Annotated in this window: 17 protein-coding genes and 1 pseudogene; 11 read left to right on the forward strand and 7 right to left on the reverse strand. The window is 73.4% G+C overall.

Features of this window, described 5'->3' with window-relative positions:
* Positions 1-28 precede the first annotated feature (28 nt).
* Positions 29-1417, forward strand: coding sequence for an FtsW/RodA/SpoVE family cell cycle protein (locus ACIPW5_RS27730; RefSeq protein WP_401250290.1), 1389 nt, complete (start codon positions 29-31; stop codon positions 1415-1417).
* The gene (locus tag ACIPW5_RS27735; protein WP_401250293.1) at positions 1414-2880 is read left to right on the forward strand and encodes a penicillin-binding transpeptidase domain-containing protein; all 1467 of its coding nucleotides are present in this window, start codon (positions 1414-1416) and stop codon (positions 2878-2880) included. The genes ACIPW5_RS27730 and ACIPW5_RS27735 overlap by 4 nt, the downstream gene beginning before the upstream one ends.
* A 61-nt stretch (positions 2881-2941) precedes the next feature.
* On the opposite strand, the gene ACIPW5_RS27740 is transcribed toward ACIPW5_RS27735, so the two are convergent.
* Positions 2942-4048 carry a ferritin-like domain-containing protein gene (locus ACIPW5_RS27740; protein WP_401250296.1) on the reverse strand — a complete coding sequence of 369 codons (1107 nt, stop codon included), beginning with the start codon at positions 4046-4048 and terminating at the stop codon, positions 2942-2944.
* A 196-nt stretch (positions 4049-4244) separates the two neighbouring features.
* Between ACIPW5_RS27740 and ACIPW5_RS27745 the strand changes: the two genes are divergently transcribed.
* From ACIPW5_RS27745 to ACIPW5_RS27755, 3 genes are read left to right on the forward strand one after another with little or no spacing between them, the layout of a single operon-like run.
* Positions 4245-5174, forward strand: coding sequence for a diiron oxygenase (locus ACIPW5_RS27745; RefSeq protein WP_401250298.1), 930 nt, complete (start codon positions 4245-4247; stop codon positions 5172-5174).
* 22 nt (positions 5175-5196) lie between these two features.
* Positions 5197-5910: a TetR/AcrR family transcriptional regulator gene (locus ACIPW5_RS27750; RefSeq protein WP_401250300.1), complete on the forward strand. Its 714-nt coding sequence runs from the start codon at positions 5197-5199 to the stop codon at positions 5908-5910.
* Between the two features lie 10 nt (positions 5911-5920).
* Positions 5921-6193 carry a hypothetical protein gene (locus ACIPW5_RS27755; protein WP_401250303.1) on the forward strand — a complete coding sequence of 91 codons (273 nt, stop codon included), beginning with the start codon at positions 5921-5923 and terminating at the stop codon, positions 6191-6193.
* A 1176-nt stretch (positions 6194-7369) separates the two neighbouring features.
* Here the strand turns inward: ACIPW5_RS27755 and ACIPW5_RS27760 are convergent.
* The 3 genes from ACIPW5_RS27760 to ACIPW5_RS27770 form a co-directional block, all read right to left on the reverse strand.
* The gene (locus ACIPW5_RS27760) at positions 7370-8602 is read right to left on the reverse strand and encodes an ATP-binding protein (RefSeq protein ID WP_401250306.1); all 1233 of its coding nucleotides are present in this window, start codon (positions 8600-8602) and stop codon (positions 7370-7372) included.
* Positions 8599-9324, reverse strand: a complete 726-nt coding sequence (locus tag ACIPW5_RS27765) for a hypothetical protein (RefSeq protein ID WP_401250309.1) — start codon at positions 9322-9324, stop codon at positions 8599-8601. The genes ACIPW5_RS27760 and ACIPW5_RS27765 overlap by 4 nt, the downstream gene beginning before the upstream one ends.
* A 144-nt stretch (positions 9325-9468) precedes the next feature.
* Positions 9469-10092, reverse strand: a complete 624-nt coding sequence (locus ACIPW5_RS27770) for a hypothetical protein (protein WP_401250312.1) — start codon at positions 10090-10092, stop codon at positions 9469-9471.
* A gap of 226 nt (positions 10093-10318) precedes the next feature.
* On the opposite strand from ACIPW5_RS27770, the gene ACIPW5_RS27775 reads away from it, so the two are divergent.
* Complete coding sequence (locus tag ACIPW5_RS27775) at positions 10319-11113, forward strand: NERD domain-containing protein (protein WP_401250315.1); 795 nt, start codon at positions 10319-10321, stop codon at positions 11111-11113.
* Positions 11114-11122: 9 nt separating this feature from the next.
* On the opposite strand, the gene ACIPW5_RS27780 is transcribed toward ACIPW5_RS27775, so the two are convergent.
* The gene (locus ACIPW5_RS27780) at positions 11123-12253 is read right to left on the reverse strand and encodes a Ku protein (RefSeq protein WP_401250318.1); all 1131 of its coding nucleotides are present in this window, start codon (positions 12251-12253) and stop codon (positions 11123-11125) included.
* Between the two features lie 31 nt (positions 12254-12284).
* On the opposite strand from ACIPW5_RS27780, the gene ligD reads away from it, so the two are divergent.
* Both ligD and ACIPW5_RS27790 read left to right on the forward strand, forming a co-directional pair.
* Complete coding sequence (gene ligD / locus ACIPW5_RS27785; protein ID WP_401250321.1) at positions 12285-13169, forward strand: non-homologous end-joining DNA ligase; 885 nt, start codon at positions 12285-12287, stop codon at positions 13167-13169.
* Positions 13166-14089, forward strand: coding sequence for an ATP-dependent DNA ligase (locus tag ACIPW5_RS27790; protein WP_401250324.1), 924 nt, complete (start codon positions 13166-13168; stop codon positions 14087-14089). The genes ligD and ACIPW5_RS27790 overlap by 4 nt, the downstream gene beginning before the upstream one ends.
* A gap of 41 nt (positions 14090-14130) precedes the next feature.
* Here ACIPW5_RS27790 and ACIPW5_RS27795 read toward each other — a convergent pair whose 3' ends face one another.
* Together ACIPW5_RS27795 and ACIPW5_RS27800 are read right to left on the reverse strand one after the other, a co-directional pair.
* Positions 14131-14526: a DUF6479 family protein gene (locus ACIPW5_RS27795; RefSeq protein WP_401250327.1), complete on the reverse strand. Its 396-nt coding sequence runs from the start codon at positions 14524-14526 to the stop codon at positions 14131-14133.
* A 194-nt stretch (positions 14527-14720) separates the two neighbouring features.
* Complete coding sequence (locus ACIPW5_RS27800; RefSeq protein WP_401250330.1) at positions 14721-15701, reverse strand: XdhC family protein; 981 nt, start codon at positions 15699-15701, stop codon at positions 14721-14723.
* A gap of 222 nt (positions 15702-15923) precedes the next feature.
* On the opposite strand from ACIPW5_RS27800, the gene ACIPW5_RS27805 reads away from it, so the two are divergent.
* From ACIPW5_RS27805 to ACIPW5_RS27815, 3 genes and pseudogenes are all read left to right on the forward strand, one after another.
* Positions 15924-17207 (forward strand): MFS transporter, encoded by a 1284-nt coding sequence (locus ACIPW5_RS27805; RefSeq protein ID WP_401250333.1) that lies wholly within the window; start codon positions 15924-15926, stop codon positions 17205-17207.
* Between the two features lie 139 nt (positions 17208-17346).
* A pseudogene (locus ACIPW5_RS27810) lies at positions 17347-17529 on the forward strand (helix-turn-helix domain-containing protein); the annotation flags it as partial.
* 192 nt (positions 17530-17721) lie between these two features.
* The gene (locus tag ACIPW5_RS27815; RefSeq protein WP_401250489.1) at positions 17722-18612 is read left to right on the forward strand and encodes a DNA-binding protein; all 891 of its coding nucleotides are present in this window, start codon (positions 17722-17724) and stop codon (positions 18610-18612) included.
* The last annotated feature ends 35 nt before the right edge of the window (positions 18613-18647 follow it).

Here is an 18647-nt window from a genome sequence, read left to right on the forward strand (position 1 = left end):
TGGCCGCGACCTTGCTACGTTTCCCCGTATGACCGCTCTGACGGCAAAGGTGACGGAGCCCGCTCCGCCCCCGCCCCCCGACGCCCGGGGCGCCAAACGCCGCGGTGTCGAGCTGACGCTCCTCGCGGCCGCGGTCCTGATCTCCGTACTGGGCCACCTCTACGTCGGCCTCGCCGCGGACGGCAGGGGCCCCCGGGCCCCCGCCGCCCCCGCGGCCCCCTACGCCGCCGGGCTCGGCGGGGCCGCGCTGCTCGCGCACCTCGCCGTCCGGCTCAGGGCCCCGTACGCCGATCCGCTCCTCCTGCCCATCGCCGTCCTGCTCAACGGGCTGGGCCTGGTCCTCATCCAGCGCCTGGACCTGGCCACCCCCGGGGAGCCCGGTGCGGGGGCCCAGCTGCGCTGGTCGGCGCTCGGGGTGGTGCTCTTCGTCCTGGTCCTGGCACTCCTGCGCGACCACCGCACCCTCCAGCGGTACGCCTACCTCTCCGTCACCGCCGCCCTCACCCTGATGCTGCTCCCCGTCTTCTTCCCGGCCGTCAACGGCGCCCACATCTGGGTCCGCTTCGCCGGGCTGTCCTTCCAGCCGGGGGAGTTCGCGAAGATCCTGCTCGCCCTCTTCTTCGCCGCCTACCTCGCCGCGAACCGCACCGCCCTCGCCCTCACCGGCCGCCGGCTGTTCTGGAAGCTCCGCCTGCTGCCCGGCCGGGTGCTCGGGCCGATCCTCGCGATCTGGCTGCTCAGCGTCGGGGTGCTGGTCCTGGAGCGGGACCTCGGGACCTCGCTGCTCTTCTTCGGCCTCTTCGTGATCATGCTGTTCACCGCCACCGGGCGGATCGGCTGGATCGCCATCGGCCTGCTGCTCGCCGCCCTCGGCGCCTACGCCGTCGGCACCCTCGAACCGCACGTCCACAGCCGCGTCCAGGACTGGATGAATCCTTTCGCCTCCATCGAGCGCGGCGAAGGCCCCGGCCAGCTCGCCCAGTCCCTCTTCGCCTTCGCCGCCGGCGGCCTGCTCGGCGCCGGCCTCGGACACGGCCAGTCCTTCCTCATCGGCTTCGCCGCCAAGTCGGACTTCGTCCTCGCCACCGCCGGGGAGGAGCTCGGCCTCGTCGGCCTCACCGCCATCCTGCTCCTCTACGGACTCCTGGTGTCCCGGGGCTTCCGGGCCGGTCTCGCGCTGCGCGACCCCTTCGGGCGGCTGCTCGCCACCGGGCTCGCCTCGATCGTCGCCCTCCAGGTGTTCGTCATCGCGGGCGGCGTCACCGGTCTGATCCCGCTCACGGGCATGGCCATGCCCTTCCTCGCGCAGGGCGGCTCCTCCGTGGTCACCAACTGGATCATCGTCGCCCTGCTGGTCCGGCTCAGCGACAGCGCCCGCAGGCCCCGTCCGAGTTCCGTGCCGGAGGGACCCGAGTGATCCGCTACATCCGCTGGTGCGCGTACTTCTGCGCCCTGCTGCTCGCCGCCCTGCTGGCCAACGTCGCCCGGGTGCAGGTGTGGGAGTCCGCCGCCTACGGGGCGAACCCCGCCAACAAGCGCCCCGCCATCGGGCGCTACGCCGAACCGCGCGGGAACATCCTGGTCGACGGCCTGCCCGTCACCGGCTCCCGCGACAGCGGCCAGCTGCTGCGCTACGAGCGGACCTACACCGACGGCCCCCTCTACGCGCCCGTCACCGGCTTCTCCTCCCAGACGTACGGGACCAGCTTCGTCGAGCGGGCCGAGGACGCCCTCCTGTCCGGCACCGACCCGGGACTGTCCGCCTTCCCGCTCTGGTACGACCTGTCGCGCGGCCGCCCCGGCGGTGGCGACGCCGCGACCACCCTGCGCGCCGCCGTGCAGCAGGCCGCGTACCGGGGGCTGGGCGGCAAGCGCGGCGCGGTCGCCGCAGTCGAGCCGGCCACGGGCAGGATCCTGGCCCTGGTCAGCAGCCCCTCGTACGACCCGGGCCTGCTCTCCGGCACCGGTACGCGGGTCAAGGCGGCCTGGGAGCGGCTGAACGCGGACCCCACCCGGCCGATGCTGAACCGGGCGCTGCGCGAGACCTATCCGCCGGGCTCCACCTTCAAGATCGTGACGGCGGCCGCCGCCCTCGACGCGGGCGTGGTCACGGACGTCGACGCCCCGACCCGGACCCCGGACCCGTACCCGCTGCCCGGCACCAGCACCCTGCTGCCGAACGCGGCCACGGGCTGCGCGGAGGCCTCGATGGCGGAGGCGGTGCAGTGGTCCTGCAACACGGTGATGGCCGACATCGGGGTGCGGGTCGGGCTGCGCGGGATGGCGGAGGCGGCGGCCCGCTTCGGGTTCAACGACGAGGGGCTGCGGGTGCCGTCCTGGGTGTCGCGGTCGAACTTCGACACCGACATGAGCCCCGACCAGCTGGCGCTGTCCGCGATCGGGCAGTTCAACACCAAGGCCACCCCGCTCCAGATGGCCATGGTCGCGGCGGCGGTGGCCAACGGGGGCGAGCTGCGGACCCCCTACCTGGTGGACCGCACCACGCGGGAGGACGGCTCCCTGGTGCGGCGCGCCGACCAGCGCACCCTGAGCCGGGCGATGAGCCCGGCCACGGCGCTGCGCGTGCAGGAGCTGATGGTGAAGGTGGTGGAGGACGGCACCGGACGCAACGCGGCGATCCCCGGCGCGCTGGTCGGCGGCAAGACCGGCACGGCGCAGCACGGCGTGGGCAACGCCGGCACCCCCTACGCCTGGTTCATCGGCTGGGCCCGTGGTCGGGACGCGCCGCAGCCGGCGGTGGCGGTCGCGGTGGTGGTCGAGGACGCCTCGGCGGTGCGCGGGGACATCAGCGGCAACGGCGCGGCGGCCCCGATCGCGCGGGCGGTGATGGAGGCGGCGCTGCGGGCGGACGCCCGCTAGGCGTGGGCCCGTTGGGCGTGGGCCCGCTGGGCGTGGGCCCGCTGGATGTACGCCCCCGCCCTCAGGTCTCCGCGCCCTCCTGGATCGCGGCCCGCACCTCCGCCACCCGCTCCCGCTCCTCGGCCGCGAAGCGCTCGCGGTCCAGCGACTCGGCGATCTCCTCGTCCTGGGACATCAGCAGGTCGAGGTTGGAGTCGCCCATCTCGAAGACCCCCATCTCCAGGTACGCCTTCTGCAGCCGGTCCCCCCAGAGCCCGATGTCCTTGACGCACGGCACGATCCGGCTGAACAGCAGCTTGCGGAACAGGTGCAGGAACTCCGACTGCTCGGTGTACTCCACCGCCTCCCGCTTCGGGATGCCGAAGGCCTCCAGCACCTCCACCCCGCGCAGCCGGTCGCGCATCAGGTAGCAGCCCTCGATGACGAACTCCTCGCGCTCGCGCAGTTCGGCGTCCGTCAGCTGCTTGTAGTAGTCGCGCAGGGCCATCCGCCCGAAGGCCACGTGGCGGGCCTCGTCCTGCATCACGTACGCGAGGATCTGCTTGGGCAGCGGCTTGTCGGTGGTGTCGCGGATCATCCCGAAGGCGGCCAGCGCGAGGCCCTCGATGAGCACCTGCATGCCGAGGTAGGGCATGTCCCAGCGGGAGTCGCGCAGGGTGTCGCCGAGGAGGCCCTGGAGGCTGTCGTTGATCGGGTAGAGCATCCCGACCTTCTCGTGCAGGAACCGTCCGAAGATCTCGGCGTGCCGGGCCTCGTCCATGGTCTGGGTGGCGGAGTAGAACTTGGCGTCCAGGTCCGGCACGGACTCCACGATGCGCGCCGCGCACACCATCGCGCCCTGCTCGCCGTGCAGGAACTGGCTGAAGTTCCAGGCGCTGTAGTGCCGGCGCAGCTCGCCCTTGTCCCGCTCGGTCATCCTGGCCCAGTGCCGGGTGCCGTGGAGGGTCAGCATCTCGTCGGGGGTGCCGAGGGGGTCGTACGGGTCCACCTCGATGTCCCAGTCGATGCGCTTGGCGCCGTCCCACTGCTTGTCCTTGCCCTTCTGGTACAGCGCGAGGAGGCGTTCGCGTCCTCCGTCGTACTCCCAGCTGAAGCGGGCCGCACCGGAGGCGGGGACCGGCCACACGGCCTCGTCCGGGGCATGGGTGTAGAACTCGTGCGTCGACACTGACGCCTCCTCGTCTCGCGTACTGCGTCTCGCGTGCGGGATGTCGCGTACTGCCGTGCGGGAGTGGACAGTTGGCAGCGTCACACGTTGGTAGACGCGGGGTCAACAAGTCGTGCGCGAGGGATTGACGGCCTTGCTGACAGGGAGTCTCATAAGGAGTGACCGCAGGTAACCCGACCGCGAGGTGCCCGAAGCCATGACGACAGTGACGGAACGAGCCGCGCTGAGGGACGCCCTCGGCCTCCTCAAGGACCGCGAGCAGATCGCCGAACGACTCCTCGAATCCTCCGCCAAGCACTCCTTCGACCCCGACCGGGAACTCGACTGGGACGCCCCGCCGATCGACGGCAAGTACTACTGGCCGCCCGAGCTGCTCTCCCTCTACGACACCCCGATGTGGAAGAAGATGGGCGAGGAGCAGCGCATCGACCTCTCCCGCCACGAGGCCGCCTCCCTCGCCTCCCTCGGCATCTGGTTCGAGATCATCCTCATGCAGCTCCTGGTCCGGCACATCTACGACAAGTCCCTCACCAGCAACCACGTCCGGTACGCGCTCACCGAGATCGCCGACGAATGCCGGCACTCGATGATGTTCGCCCGCATGATCCGGACGGGCGGAGCCCCCGAGTACCCGGTCACCCGGCTCAACCACAACCTCGCCCGCATCCTCAAGACCGTCTCCACCACCCCCGGCTCCTTCGCCTGCACCCTCCTCGGCGAGGAGATCCTCGACTGGATGCAGCGCCTGACCTTCCCGGACGAGCGCATCCAGCCCCTGGTCCGCGGCGTCACCCGGATCCACGTCATCGAAGAGGCCCGGCACGTCCGCTACGCCCGCGAGGAACTCCGCCGCCAGATGCTGACCGCCCCGCGCTGGGAGCAGGAACTCACCCGCATCAGCTGCGGCGAGGCCGCCCGCGTCTTCTCCGTGGCCTTCGTCAACCCCGCCGTCTACGACAACATCGGCCTCGACCGGCGCGAAGCCGTCGCCCAGGTCAAGGCCAGCGGCCACCGCCGCGAGGTCATGCAGACCGGCGCCAAGCGGCTCACCGACTTCCTCGACGACATCGGCGTCCTGCGCGGCGTCGGCCGCAGGCTCTGGCGCAGCTCCGGCCTCCTCGCCTAGACGGGTCGTCTACTCTGCGGGCATGACCGTACGGGCGTACCGCAGGCTGAGCGTCGAGGAGCGGCGCGCCCAGCTCCTCGACGCCGCGCTGTCGTTGTTCGCACACCGGGCCCCGGAGGAGATCTCCCTCGACGACGTCGCCGAGGCCGCCGGCGTCTCCCGCCCGCTGGTCTACCGCTACTTCCCGGGCGGCAAGCAGCAGCTGTACGAGGCTGCGCTGCGCTCGGCGGCGGACGTCCTGGAACTCTGCTTCGCCGAACCCCAGACCGGCCCGCTGACCCGGCGGCTGTCCCGGGCCCTGGACCGCTACCTGACCTTCGTCGACGAGCACGACACCGGCTTCGCCGCCCTGCTCCAGGGCGGCAGCGTCGTGGAGACCTCCCGCACCACCGCCACCGTGGACGGCATCCGCCGCGCGGCCGCCGAACAGATCCTCCTCCACCTCGGCGTCCCCGCCCCCGGGCCCCGGCTGCGGATGATGGTCCGCACCTGGATCACGGCCGTGGAGGCCGCCTCGCTGATCTGGATCGACGAGGGCAAACAGCCCGGGGCGGCCACCCTCCGCGACTGGCTGGTGGACCAGTTCATCGCCCTCCTCACGGCCACGGCCGCCACCGACCCGGAAACGGCCGATGCGGCCCGCGCGGCCCTCGCCCTGGAGTCGGCCGACGGCCCCGTGGGCGTCCTCGCACGCCGCGTGATCCCGGTGGTCTCCGAGGCCGCCCACCTCCTGTGACACTGGTGGGGTGAGAAGCGAACCGACCCCCTTCGAGGGCGGGCCGATGGACGGCCGGGTCCTCCCGATCCTCGTGGGCCCGACGGGGCACCCGCCGAAGTGGTACGAGATCCCGGTCCCGGCTGCGGACGGCGGCCCCCCGACGGTACTGCTGTACGAGCGCGTGCCGTCCGGGTACACGAAGCGGCTGGGGCTCCAGAAGGGCTGGAAGTACACCTACTCCCCGTCGGGCGAGAAGCCGAAGCTCCGCTGGCCCTGGACCAGGCCCCGCGGGGGCCGCTGAACGGGGGTTCGGGAGAGCCCGCGGGGCGGGGTGGGGTGAGCGGCACCACCCTGGACCGGATCAGAGAGGGTTTGGGGGTTTCCCGGCAGTCCATCGTCCTTCCGGTTCGTGCCGCCCTGTCAAGGGCGCTCCCTTCGGTCGCGTCGCTGCGCGATGTCGCTTCGCTCCACCCTTGACAGACCGACCCGCCCCGGAAAGCCGAAAGACTGCCGGGAAGCCCCCAAAAGAACGGTCACGGGGCAGAGACCGGAGGGACGGGCCTGTCAGGGATGGGCGAGGGGCCGGGGGCCGGCCGGCCTGTCATTCGGCCCCGCGTCAGCGGTTCCGGGCCAGGGGCGCGGCCAGGACGCAGCAGATCGCTACGCGCTCCTCATTTCTCAGCGTCTGGCGACCGCCTTGGGCTGGTACCTGCACCAAAAGTCGATCAGAGCAGGCTAGGGATCCGACAGGCGCGTCAGATCGCTACGCGCTCCTCTCGTCTCGGCGTCCGGCGGCCGTCCTGGGCTGGTCACAGCGCACAGCAGGCCTGCATGCCGTGTTTCTCGCCCGTCCCAGCCCCAGACGGCCGCGGGACGCCGAAACGGGAGGAGCGCGTAGCGATCTGACGCGCCCGTGCGCTTCCGCGCTGCTCTGGTCGACTTTTCGTGCAGGTATCAGCCCCAGGCGGTCGCTGGACGCCAAGCCGGGAGGAGCGCGTAGCGATCTGTCGCGCCTGTCGGATCCCTGGCCTGCTCTGATCGACTTTTCGTGCAGGTAGTCGCGCCCCTGGCTCCGGAATGGGGATATGGGGCCCGGATGCCCGGTGGGCCGGCCCTCGCCCCCTCCTGCATCGCTGACGCGGCCGTTCCTCTGTCCTTTGCCCGGTGACCGTTTCTTTGGGGGTTTCCCGGCAGTCTTTCGGCTTTCCGGTTCGTGCCGGTCGGTCAAGGGTGGCCGAAGGCCATCGCGTAGCGACGCGACCGGAGGGAGCGCCCTTGAGGGACCGGTGCGAACCGGAAGGACGATGGACTGACGGGAAGCCCCCAACCTGCTCTGATCCGGTCCAGGGGGATACCGCCCACCCGGCCCCCGGCCCGCAGACAGGGAGGCGGGTGGGCAGCCACCGCCCCGCGGCCGGGGGTCGAGGGGGCGATGGCGGGCCCGCACCGAGAGCCCCCGCCCCGTCCCCCCGCCGGGCTACGGCACCGGCAGCGTCAGGACCGCCTCCGCGCCGCCGCCCGGTGCGCGGCGGAACTCCAGGCGGGCGCCGATCGCCTCCGCCTGGCCCGCGGCGATGGTCAGGCCCAGGCCGTGTCCCTTGCCCCCGCTGCGGAACCGCTGCGGTCCGCTCGTGAGGAGGTACTCGGGGTACCCGTCGCCGTGGTCCCGTACCGTCATCACCGGCCCGTCCACCGTCAGCACCACCGGGGCCCGGCCGTGTTTGTGCGCGTTCGCCAGCAGGTTCCCCAGGACCCGCTCCAGCCGTCGCCGGTCCGTCTCCACGTGGGCGTCCCGGACCACGACCACCTCGGTCTCCAGCCCCGACGCCCGCACCACCCGCCGTGCCAGCCGCTCCAGCTGGTGCAGGTCGGTGTCCACCCGCTCGTTCCCCGAGTCCAGCCGGGAGATCTCCAGCAGGTCCTCCGTCAGCTGCCGCATCGTGCGCACCCGCTCCCGGACCAGCTCCGTCGGCCGCCCTTCCGGGAGCAGTTCCGAAGCCGCCTGGAGGCCCGTCAGCGGGGTGCGCAGCTCGTGGGCCACGTCCGCGGTGAACCGCTGCTCGCTCTGCAGCTTCCGCTGGAGCGTCCCCGCCATGGTGTCCAGTGCGCCCGCCACCGTCGACACCTCGTCCTGATGCCGCGAGGGGTCCTCCGTGCGGGGGTCGCCGACCCGCGCGTCCAGGTCGCCCTGGGTGATCCGGCGTGCGACGGTCGCCGTCTGGTGCAGCCGTCGCGTCACCCGCGTCACGGCGAAGGCGCCGATCAGCAGGGTGCCGCCGAGGGCCAGTACCGAGGAGCCGATGATCGCGTTGTCGAGGCCCCGGATGGTGCCCGCGCTCTGTCCGTAGTCGATGAGGGTGGCCAGGGCCCTGCCGTCGGCCGGGGCGGCCGCCCACATCACCGGCCGCCCGCCGACGTCGCCGACGACGGTCCCGCGCCGGCCGCTGAGCGCGAGGGCCCGCAGCTCCGGCGGGAGTCCCGCCGGGTCGAGTCCGGACTGCGGGGGCAGGGCCTCGCCCGCCTCGTAGGCGTACGAGGCCTCGTCCAGCTTGCCCAGCGCCTTGTCCCGGGCCGCCGCCACCGTCTGCCGGGTCACCTCCACGTGCACCAGGACGCCGAGCACCGCCGCCAGCGAGCAGCACATCACCACGATGAAGCAGGCGGACTTCCAGGTGAGCGTGGCCGTCCAGGCCGGCAGCCAGGACCTCACGGGCGGCCCGGCGCACCGGCCGACGCCGACGGGGACGCCTCCTGCGGGGCCGGTCCGGCGGGCACTCGTACGATCTGCTCGCGCTCCGGCAGCATCGTGCGCTGCTTCGCGTCCCAGGACCAGGCGGTGATGAGCTCGTAGCCGGGGTTGCCGCTCGGCACGCGGAGGATGACGTCCTGCCCCGCCAGTTCCACGCCGATGACGGTCTCGGTGGTGGCCATGATCCGGTTGATCCGCCCGTCCGGGTCCGCCGTGTACGCGCGTACGGACATCATCTTGTCGGGGAGCTCGATGCCGATCACCAGCTCGTCCTTGCCGTTGCCGGTGAGGTCCCGGTAGTAGGGCTGCCTGACCGGGCACGCGGCCGGGGCCTGCCCGGCCTTCCCGCAGGCGCGGATCGCGGCGGCGGTCTCCTCGGGCATGCCGTCCGGGCCCACGCTGATGTCCGGGTGGGCCCGCAGCTCCGCCTGCACCAGCGCGACCGGGTCCACTTCGTGCACGTTCTGGCCGGTGACCTCCGGCAGCCCCCGTACGTACTCCGGCGGCGCGCCCCCCGGGTCGGCGGGCGGGACTTCGGCGCCCCGGCGCTCGGGCCACAGGTGGACGGGGCCGCTCGCCGTCGGGGTGGGTCCGGCGGAGGCGAGGCCGCCGGTGTTGCCGCAGGCGGCGGCCAGCGGCAGCAGGGCCGCCAGCAGCAGCGGTGCGGGGGAGGGCTTTCGCACGTGCGGGCCCTCCTCTGCGCGCGGCCGATCGGCGGTGGCCGATCGGCGGTGGTCGATATCCAGCCAACCTTATGCGCAGCTCGACCCCATTTGTCGCCGGGAGCCGCTCAGCGGCCGGCGGTCGGCTACCGCCTCAGCCGGCGCTCAGCCGTCCGTACGCCCGCGCCGCAGCATCGCGAAGCCCAGGCCGGCGGCGCCCACGGCGGCGATCCCGCCGCCCGCGGCGAGCAGCAGCACCCCGTCGCCCGGCCCGTCGGCCAGCGTGTTCAGCCGCAGCGCCTCGGCGGTGCCGGGGGCGCCGGAACCGCCCTTGGCCGAGGTGCCCGCGGTGCCCGGCGTGCCCGCAGGGGTGTCCAGCGACGCGGGCACGACCTGGCCGCCGCTCCCGCCGGCGCCCGCGTTCCCGCCGTGCCGGGTCCCGGTCTTGTGGCCGTCGCCGGCCACCGCGTGGGAGCCGCCCCCGGGCGCGGTGTCGCCGACCCAGGAGGAGAGGCGTCCGTCGGGCCGCAGCGCGGCGTGCAGCTCACCGGCGGCGCCGACCCCGGTGGACCCGTCGCGGCTGGTCAGGGTGGCGACCTTGGCGCCGGCGCGCAGGATCTCGGCCTGGTACGCGTCCTTCGCGAGGCGGTACACCTTGGCGGTCGACCGGCCGTCCGCGAGGGAGATGCTGCTGACCAGGGTCCGCTGCGCGCCGGCGGCGGCCGGCGCCCCGTCGGCGAGCGCGGCGGCGGTCGGCAGTGCCAGCAGTGCGCCGGCGCATGCGGTCACGGCAGTGGCGCGAACGATGGTGCGGCGGCGGGCGGTTTCCACGGGATTCCCTCGGCAATGGTCAGGGCCTGGCGCTTCCAGACGGCACCAAACTAGGGCCCGGCCGTTGCGGTAGTGCGCTGGCCTTGTAACAGGAAGGCCGCAGGGACCCGACGGAGCTGTTACACAACCGAGGGATTGCCCGCGGGCGCGCCGCCTGCTCCCATGGACGGCGGGGGTGAGGCCGATGCGCGGACTCAAGGTCCTTCCGAGCGGCCGGCCCGGCCGCGGCCGGCTCTACGTCAACCGGCCCGACGGCCAGGCCGTGGCCTGGTACGACCGGCAGGGCAACCGGATCAGCGTCCTGGCGGACGACCAGCGCGAGGCGGTACTGGCCGCCCTGCGACCGTACTTGACCCGCGGCTGGACCATCGGCCCGCCCCCGGTGCCCACCCGGGCCGAGCTGCGCGGCCTGAGCCTGCCGCCGGACCGTGACCTGGCCCCGAACCGGCCCGGCGAGACCCTGCTGGGCGAGCTGGCGTACGGCTCGCAGGGCAGCCGGGCCCGGCACCGCATGCGGCAGGAGCTCCACGCCCGGCAGTGCACCGGCGCGGAGCTCGACCTGCTGGAGGCGGCGGACTGGCGGGCCCTGCACGACGTCCCGCTGCCCGGTCTGGGGCTGCTGGACCACCTGCTCATCGGCCCGCCGGGCGTGCTCGCCGTACGTACGGTCCCGGGCCGCCGCCAGCGCGCCCAGGTCGGGGACCTGCTGCTCACGGTGGGCCGCGCCGAGCCCCGCCCCGACCCCCGCTGGATCCGCCGGGCGGCCGCCTGTGCCGCCCGGGTGCTGGCCGCGCCGGTCACCCCGGCCCTCGCGCTGGCCGACGCCTCCCGGGTGGAGGTGGCCCCGACCCAGCGCGACGTGCTGGTGCTCCGGCCGCCGACGCTGACGGCCCTGCTGCGGGGGACGCCGACGACGCTCAAACCCCCGGAGATCGAGGCCCTGTTCGCCGTGGCCCGGGCCCGCCCGGCGTGGGCGTAGGGAGGAGGCTCAGGCCGAACTCCGCTTGCGCGGCGCTGCCTTCTTCGCGGCGGCGGTCTTCTTCGCGCCGGCGGACGTGGACTTGGCGGCGGCCGAGGTGGACTTCCTGGCGGTGGCGGTGGACTTCGTGGCCGAAGAGGCGGACTTCGTGGCGGCCGAAGTCGACTTCTTGCCGCCCGCCTTGGCGGACGGGGCCGCCGCAGCGGACTTCGCCGAGGTCTTCTTCGCCGCCGCGGCCGTCTTCCGGCCGGCGGATCCGGCCGTCGACTTCTTCCCGCCCACCGCCTTCGGCGCGGCGGCCGCCGCCCCGCGCCGGATCGGGGTCACCTCCGCCTCCGTGCCGTCCTGCGCACCTTCCCCGCCCCGCGAGGCCCTGGCGGCCCGCACGCTGTTCTCCAGTGCCGCCATCAGGTCGATCACCTGACCGCCGGCCGGCTCCACCACCGCCTCCGGCGGCTCGAACCCGCCGCCCGCCTTCGCCGCGATCATCGCCTCCACGGCCTCGCGGTAGTCGTCGTGCAGGGAGGACATCTCCACCTCGCCCAGCGTCGCCATCAGCGCGTCCGCCAGGTCGAGTTCGGCGTCCCGTACGGACACCTCGGCGTCCGGCGCCACGCCCTCCGGCGCCCTGATCTCGTCCGGCCACAGCAGTCCGTGCATCGCGATCACGTCGTCGACGACCCGCAGCATGCCCAGCCGCTCCCGCCCCCGCAGCGCGTACTTGGCGATCGCCACCCGCCGGCTGCGCTTGAGCGCCTCCCGCAGCAGCGTGTACGGCTTCGCCGCCGTGGCGCCGTTCGCCGCGAGGTAGTACGCGGCGTCCATCTGGAGCGGGTCGATCTCGTCGGCGGGCACGAACGACACGATCTCGATCGTCTTCGCCGTGGCGATCGGCAACTGCGCCAGGTCCTCCTCCGTGATCGGGATGATCGAACCGTCGGCCTCCTCGTACCCCTTGCCGATCTCGTCGGAGGACACCTCCTCGCCGTCCAGTTCGCACACCTTGCGGTAGCGGACCCGGCCGCCGTCGGACACGTGGATCTGACGGAAGGAGATCGAGTGGCTCTCGGTGGCGTTCACGAGCTTGATCGGGATGCTGACCAGGCCGAAGGAAATCGCCCCGTTCCAAATGGATCGCACGGTTCCTCCTGATTCGTGGCAATCTCATCGTATGACGCCGATCACGATGGTGGAGGGGCGTCGCATCGCGCTCAGCAACCTGGACAAGGTCATCTATCCGGGGACCGGCTTCACCAAGGGCGAGGTGCTGCACTACTACGCCACCGTCGCGGACTCCCTCCTCGCGCACATCAAGGACCGCCCGCTCTCCTTCCTGCGCTATCCGGACGGCCCGGACGGCCAGCTCTTCTTCACGAAGAACCCGCCCCCCGGCACGCCCGACTGGGTGAGGACCACCCCCGTGCCCCGCTCCGAGGACGAACGCGCCGAACAGGTGGTCGTGTCCGGCCTGGCGTCCCTGATGTGGGCGGCCAACCTCGTCGTCGAGTTCCACACCCCCCAGTGGCGGGCCGGCGCCCCCGCCGTCGCCGACCGGCTCGTGCTCGACCTCGACCCCGGCCCGCCCGCCACCGTCGTCGAATGCTGCGCCGCCGCCCTCTGGCTGCGCGGACGCCTCGCCGCCGACGGCCTGACCGCGTACGCCAAGACCTCCGGCGCCAAGGGCCTCCACCTGGCCGTGGCCCTCGAACCGGTCCCCTCCGCGCGCGTCTCCGCGTACGCCAAGGCCCTCGCCCAGGAGGCCGAGGCCGCGCTCCCCGGGCTCGTCGTGCACCGGATGGCCAAGGCGCTGCGCCCCGGCAAGGTCTTCGTCGACCACAGCCAGAACGCCGCCGCCAAGACCACCGCCGCGCCCTACACGCTGCGCGCGCGGCCCCTGCCGACCGTCTCCGCGCCCGTCTCCTGGGCGGAGGTCGAAGCCTGCCGCGACCCCTCCGACCTCGTGTTCCTCGCCGACGACATCCCGCCCCGACTGGCCCGCGACGGGGACCTCCTCGCCCCGCTGACCGACCCCGGACGGGCCGGGAGCCTGCCGTGACCCCGCCCGCCGTCCAGGTCGCGCTCGCCGCCGCCGTACGCACCCTGCCGCGCGCGGCGGGCCTGGCGTACGAGCCGAAGTTCGACGGCCACCGCATGGTCGTGCTGCGCACGGGGGAGGGGGTGGCGCTCCAGGCCCGGTCCGGGCGGATCGTCACCGGCGCCTTCCCGGATCTGGCCGCGGCGGCCGGCCGGCTGCCCGCCGGGACCGTGCTGGACGGGGAGGTGGTCGTCTGGCACGCCGGCCGCACGGACTTCGCGCTGGTCCAGCGGCGCGCGGCGGCCACGGCGGCCCGCGCCGCGGTGCTCGCGCAGAGCCTGCCGGCCTCGTACGCGGCCTTCGACGTGCTGGAGCTGGCCGGGGTGGACGTGCGCGGCCGCCCCTACGAGCGGCGCCGGGCCCTGCTGGTCGACCTGCTGCTGCCGCTCGGACCGCCGCTGCAGCCGGTGCCGATGACGACGGACCCGGAGCTGGCCGAGACCTGGTACGAGACCCTGCCCGCCAGCGGCATCGAGGGCCTCGTGGTGAAGCGGCTGGACCAGCCCTACCCGGCCGGGCGGCGCGCCTGGCGCAAGCTCCGGCACACGGACGTGCGGGACGCGGCGGTGATCGGCTACACCGGCACCCCGCGGCGGCCGCTGGCGCTCGTCCTGGTCCTGCCGGGGGAGGAGGACGAGGCGCCGCTGGTGTCGAGCCCGCTCTCGGCGGTGCTGCGCACGGAGCTGGCGGCGGCCGTCGCCGAGCGGGGGCGGGGCCCGGCCGGGGGCGCGGGCGGGGGCACGGGCGGGGCGACGGTCACGGCGATCGGGCTCGGGGAGGTGCCGTTCAGCCTGCTGGACCCGCCGCTGGCGGCGGAGGTCCGGCACAGCTCGGCGCGCCACCCGCCGCCGGAGGTGCTGCGGCTGCGGACGGACCTCTGACCCGCGCGGCGGCGCAGGTCAGAGGCCAGGTGGTGAGGCGTTCAGGAGTGCGCGCCGCGTCCGGCGTCGGGCGGCGCCCCGGGCTGCGGGTGCGGACCGGGTCCCTCCGGCTTCTTGTAGCCGGACTCGCGCTCGGCCCGGACCTCGTCGGCATGGCTGGAGGTGGTGGAGCCGAAGTTCCCGTAGCCCTGCATCTCGTGCGGGCGCAGGCCGCCCTCGGGGATCTCCACCGGGTCACGCTCCTCGCGGACCTCGTAGACCGCCCCGCCTTCGGGCAGGTGCGGCTGGCTCTCGGGGGTGGGCGGGGGCGGTTCCTTCTCCCGGACCTGCTGGCCCAGCTTGAACCCGGCGAGCAGGACGCCGGCGATGACGATGCCGACGACGAAGAACCACGCGATGTTGGTCAGGATCTTGTCCACGCTGAGGATCGTGTCCATGGACCCCATATTCCCGATTTCACCCCTCTTGCGCCTCGGGGAGGCGCAAAGAATCCCCCTCGAAAACCCCTCGGAAACGGCCGCCGGCCCCGCCCGGAGGCGGAGCCGGCGACCGGGCGGCGCGTACCGCCCCTTACTCCGAACGGATGACGACGGGGGTCACGCCGCGACGGCCGCCCCCTCGCCGCCCTCCCTCAGCGCAGCGGCCCGTCCGAGTCCCGCAGCCCGCGGGCGTCCCGGCCGCCGAGCACCCCGAGGATCTCCGCGCAGATGGCCAGCGCCGTCTCCGCCGGCGTCTTGGCCCCCAGGTCCAGCCCGATCGGCCCGTGCACCCGCGCCAGGTCGGACGCCCCCACCCCGGCGGCCACCAGCCCGTCCTGGCGCCGGGCGGTCGTCCGCCGGGAGCCGAGCGCGCCGATGTACGGGATCTCCAGGGCCAGGGCATTGCCCAGCGTGGGCACGTCGAATTCGGGTTCGTGGCTGAGCATCACCAGACAGGCGGCGTCCCGGTGCGCGGCCAGCACCTTCTCCGCCTCCGCCGCGTTCTCCACCGTGACCGCGTCCCAGCCCAGCAGCCCGGCCTGCGCGCCGATCACGTCCGCCAGCTCCCCGGTCCCGCCGATCACCACGTACGGGGCCGACGGGTACGCCTCCACCAGCACCAGGCCGGAGCCCCCGTACAGGGCGTCCCGTCCGGGCCGCCGGGTCCCCAGCAGCTCCCCGGCGCGCCGCCCGGCGTCGTCGGCGGGCGCGTCGCCGGCCCGTACGACCTCGCTGACGGCCTCGTCCGCGCCCTCGCTGAGCCGGGTCACGAGCGCCACCCCGGCCCCGGTGCCCAGCAGCTCCCACCACTCGGCGGGGATCGCGGACAGCGGCTGCAACAGCACCTCCGCCTGCCCGCCGCAGGTCAGCTTCGCCTCCGTGGCCTCCCCGGCCCCGACCGACACCTCGCACACCCGCGCGGTCCGCCCGGCCCCCAGCGCCCCGGCCTCCGCGACCAGCTCGGCGTCGAACACCCCCCGGTACAGGGCCCCGACGCACTCCCCGCGGGGGTCCACGAGCACGGCCCCGGCGGGGTCCCGGGGCCCGAACCCCTGCTCGGTCACGGGCCGGGCCAGGAACGCCACCCGCCCCTCGGCCGCCCACTGCCGCGCCGTCTCCGCAAGCTCACGCATCCTCGTCGCCCCATCCTCTGTGCGCTCCCTCGCCGCAAAGCACCTGGTCAACGGGCACAGAGCGGCCTCGGAAACCACCCTACGCACGCCCCCGGCCGCCACCCATCCCCCGAACCCACCAACCCCGGCCCGCCGCCCTCGTACGGACCACCGGAACCGGCCACGAGTGGCCGCTCCGCCGCCACGACGGAGAATCGAGGGAGCGAAGGGAAACTACCGCCCGTGCACACGCTGAAACGCGCCTTCGACTCCCTCTCCATACGCAACTTCCGGCTCTTCTTCCTCGGCCAGCTCCTCTCGGTGACCTGCACCTGGATGATGGTGGTCGCGCAGGACTGGCTGGTGCTGGAGCTGTCGGGCAACTCGGGGACGGCCCTGGGCGTGGTCACCGCCCTCCAGTTCACTCCCGTGCTCCTCCTCACCCTCTACGGCGGCCGGCTCGCCGACCGCCACAGCAAACGCCGCATCCTGATCCTGGCCAACCTCACCTCGGGCACCCTCTCCCTCGCCCTGGGCCTGTGGGTGGTCTGGGGCGACGTCCGCCTCTGGCACATCTGGCTCTTCGCCCTCGCCCTCGGAGCGGTCAACTCCGTCGAGGCCCCCACCCGCATCGCCTTCGTCGGCGAGATGGTCGGCAACGAACTGCTCCCCAACGCGTCCGCCCTGAGCGGCGCCTACTTCAACGCCGCCCGGGTGGCGGGCCCCGCGGCCGCGGGCCTGCTCATCGCCCACCTCGGCGTCGGCCCGGTCATCCTGCTCAACGCCTGCAGCTACCTCGCGGCAGTCGCGGGCCTCGCCCTCATGCGCCCCGCGGAACTCCACGGCCCGCCCTCCCGCCCGGCCGGCGCCCGCATCGCGGACGGCCTCCGCTACGTCTCCCGGCGCCCGGACCTCATCCTCCCCCTCACCCTGGTCGGCGTCCTGGGCCTGGCCGGCTTCAACTTCCAGCTGACCCTCCCCCTCCTGGCCAAGACCGAGTTCCACACCGGCTCGGCGGCCTTCGGGCTCCTCAGCAGCTCCCTCGCGGCGGGCTCCCTGCTGGCAGCCTTCGCGACCACCGCCCGCCGCTCCCGCCCGACGGCCGCCGTGGTCACCGGCTCCGCCCTGGCCTTCGGCGCCACGGAAGCCCTCACGGGCCTGGCCCCCACCCTCCCCACGGCCTGCCTCCTCCTCGCCCTCACCGGCTTCGCGATGATGTACTTCGCCCAGGCCGCCAACCACCGCATCCAGCTCGGCTCGGACCCCGCCTACCGCGGCCGCGTGATGGCCCTCTTCACCCTGATCTTCATGGGCACCACCCCCCTGGGCGCCCTCCTGACGGGCTGGCTCTCCGACCACTGGGGCCCCCGCTGGTCCCTCGCGGCAGGCGGCCTCATCTCCCTCACGGCGGCAGCCGTGGCCCTGGCCGTCACCCCGGCCTCCGAAGGGCCGGGGGAGCGCTCGGGAGAACCGGTGCCCGTGGCTGAACGAGGTGCGCCCCACAAGGGGGACGAACGCACCCCGTGACGGCATGGGGGTCGGTTCGTCACTCTGCGTTTTGGCAACAGGAAACCTCCGGGAAGGCCCCCGCGCCGTCGGGCAGCGTGCCACACTCGCCTCTGAATCGATCTCCAAGTACGCCATCGATTTTGGGAGTTGAGCTCGCGTGAGCACCTCGCCTGAATGGGGTCCAGAGCTGTGTCGATTACGGCATCAGGCCGGTTACACACTCACTGAACTGGCCCGGGCGGTGAACTACAGCAAGGGTTACCTCAGCAAGGCGGAACGAGGAAAGGTCCGGCCTTCCCCCGGCTTGATTCGTCGGCTCGACGCCCTGCTCCGGACGGGAGGTGTTCTGTGGAACCTTGCCGAACCTTCACGGGCGGGATCGACAGACCCCTCGTCGGCTGCCGAAAGCGGTCGGGCGCAGAATGCGGGCCGAAGGGAACAGGACCGGCCTGAATTCCTCGAATCCTTGGGGATTCCCCTGGCCGGCCTTTACCCCAAAGCGCCGGGAGGCGCCCCGGTCACCGGAACCCCCTTGCTGGACGCACTGGCCGTACAACTGGACCAGTCCCGGAAGCTCGGCCAGTGCTCGGATCCCGCCGCGCTGCTGCCCATGCTCGAGTCCCAGACGCGCCACGTCGTCGGCCTCGTGCCCAGGGTCGATGCCCGTACCCGCCTCCCCCTGCTCCTCCTGGCCTCACGATTCGCCGAGTTCGCCGGCTGGATGGCGCAGGAGGCGGGCAGGGACAGGGCCGCGCTGGCCTGGACCTCCGACGCCGTGCTGCTCGCCAAAGCCGGCGGGGACGAGCACCTCGCCTCCTACGCGTTCGTGCGACGGGCGCTCGTCGCCTTCTACGGCAACGACGCGGCTGCCACCATCGGACTTGCCGTCCGGGCCCAGTCGAACGAACGGGTGCCGCCCAGGATCCGGGGCCTGGCGGCGCAGCGCGAGGCCCAGGGGCACGCGCTGGCCGGTGACGAACTCGCCTGCATGCGCGCACTGGAACGGGCCCGCCGCAACCTCGCCGACGCTGAGGCGGAAGCCGGACCGGGCCCCGTCATCGGCACCACGAACCTGGCGGATCCCGCCGCCATGGTCACGGGATGGTGCCTGTACGACCTCGGCAGCCCGCGGGAGGCCGCCCAGGTACTGGACAAGGAGTTCCGCAGGATTCCCCCGGGCGCCCTGAGAACCCGTACGCGGTACGGAATCCGGCGGGCGCTCGCCCACGCGGCAGCAGGAGAGATCGAACACTCCTGCTCCATTGCCCGCGAATTGCTCGACGTCGGAGCCGCCGCCCCCTCGGCAACCGTGCGCGCCGACATCCAGCGCCTCGCCGACGAACTCGGCCGCTTTCGGACCAGCCGCGCCGTGCGGGATCTGCGGCCCGCCTTGGCCTGGTCCTTGAAGCCCTCCCACATCTGAAACGCCCGGCTCTCTCACCCCTGCACAGGCAAGGA

Source organism: Streptomyces sp. NPDC090077 (assembly GCF_044747545.1).
GTDB lineage: Bacteria > Actinomycetota > Actinomycetes > Streptomycetales > Streptomycetaceae > Streptomyces.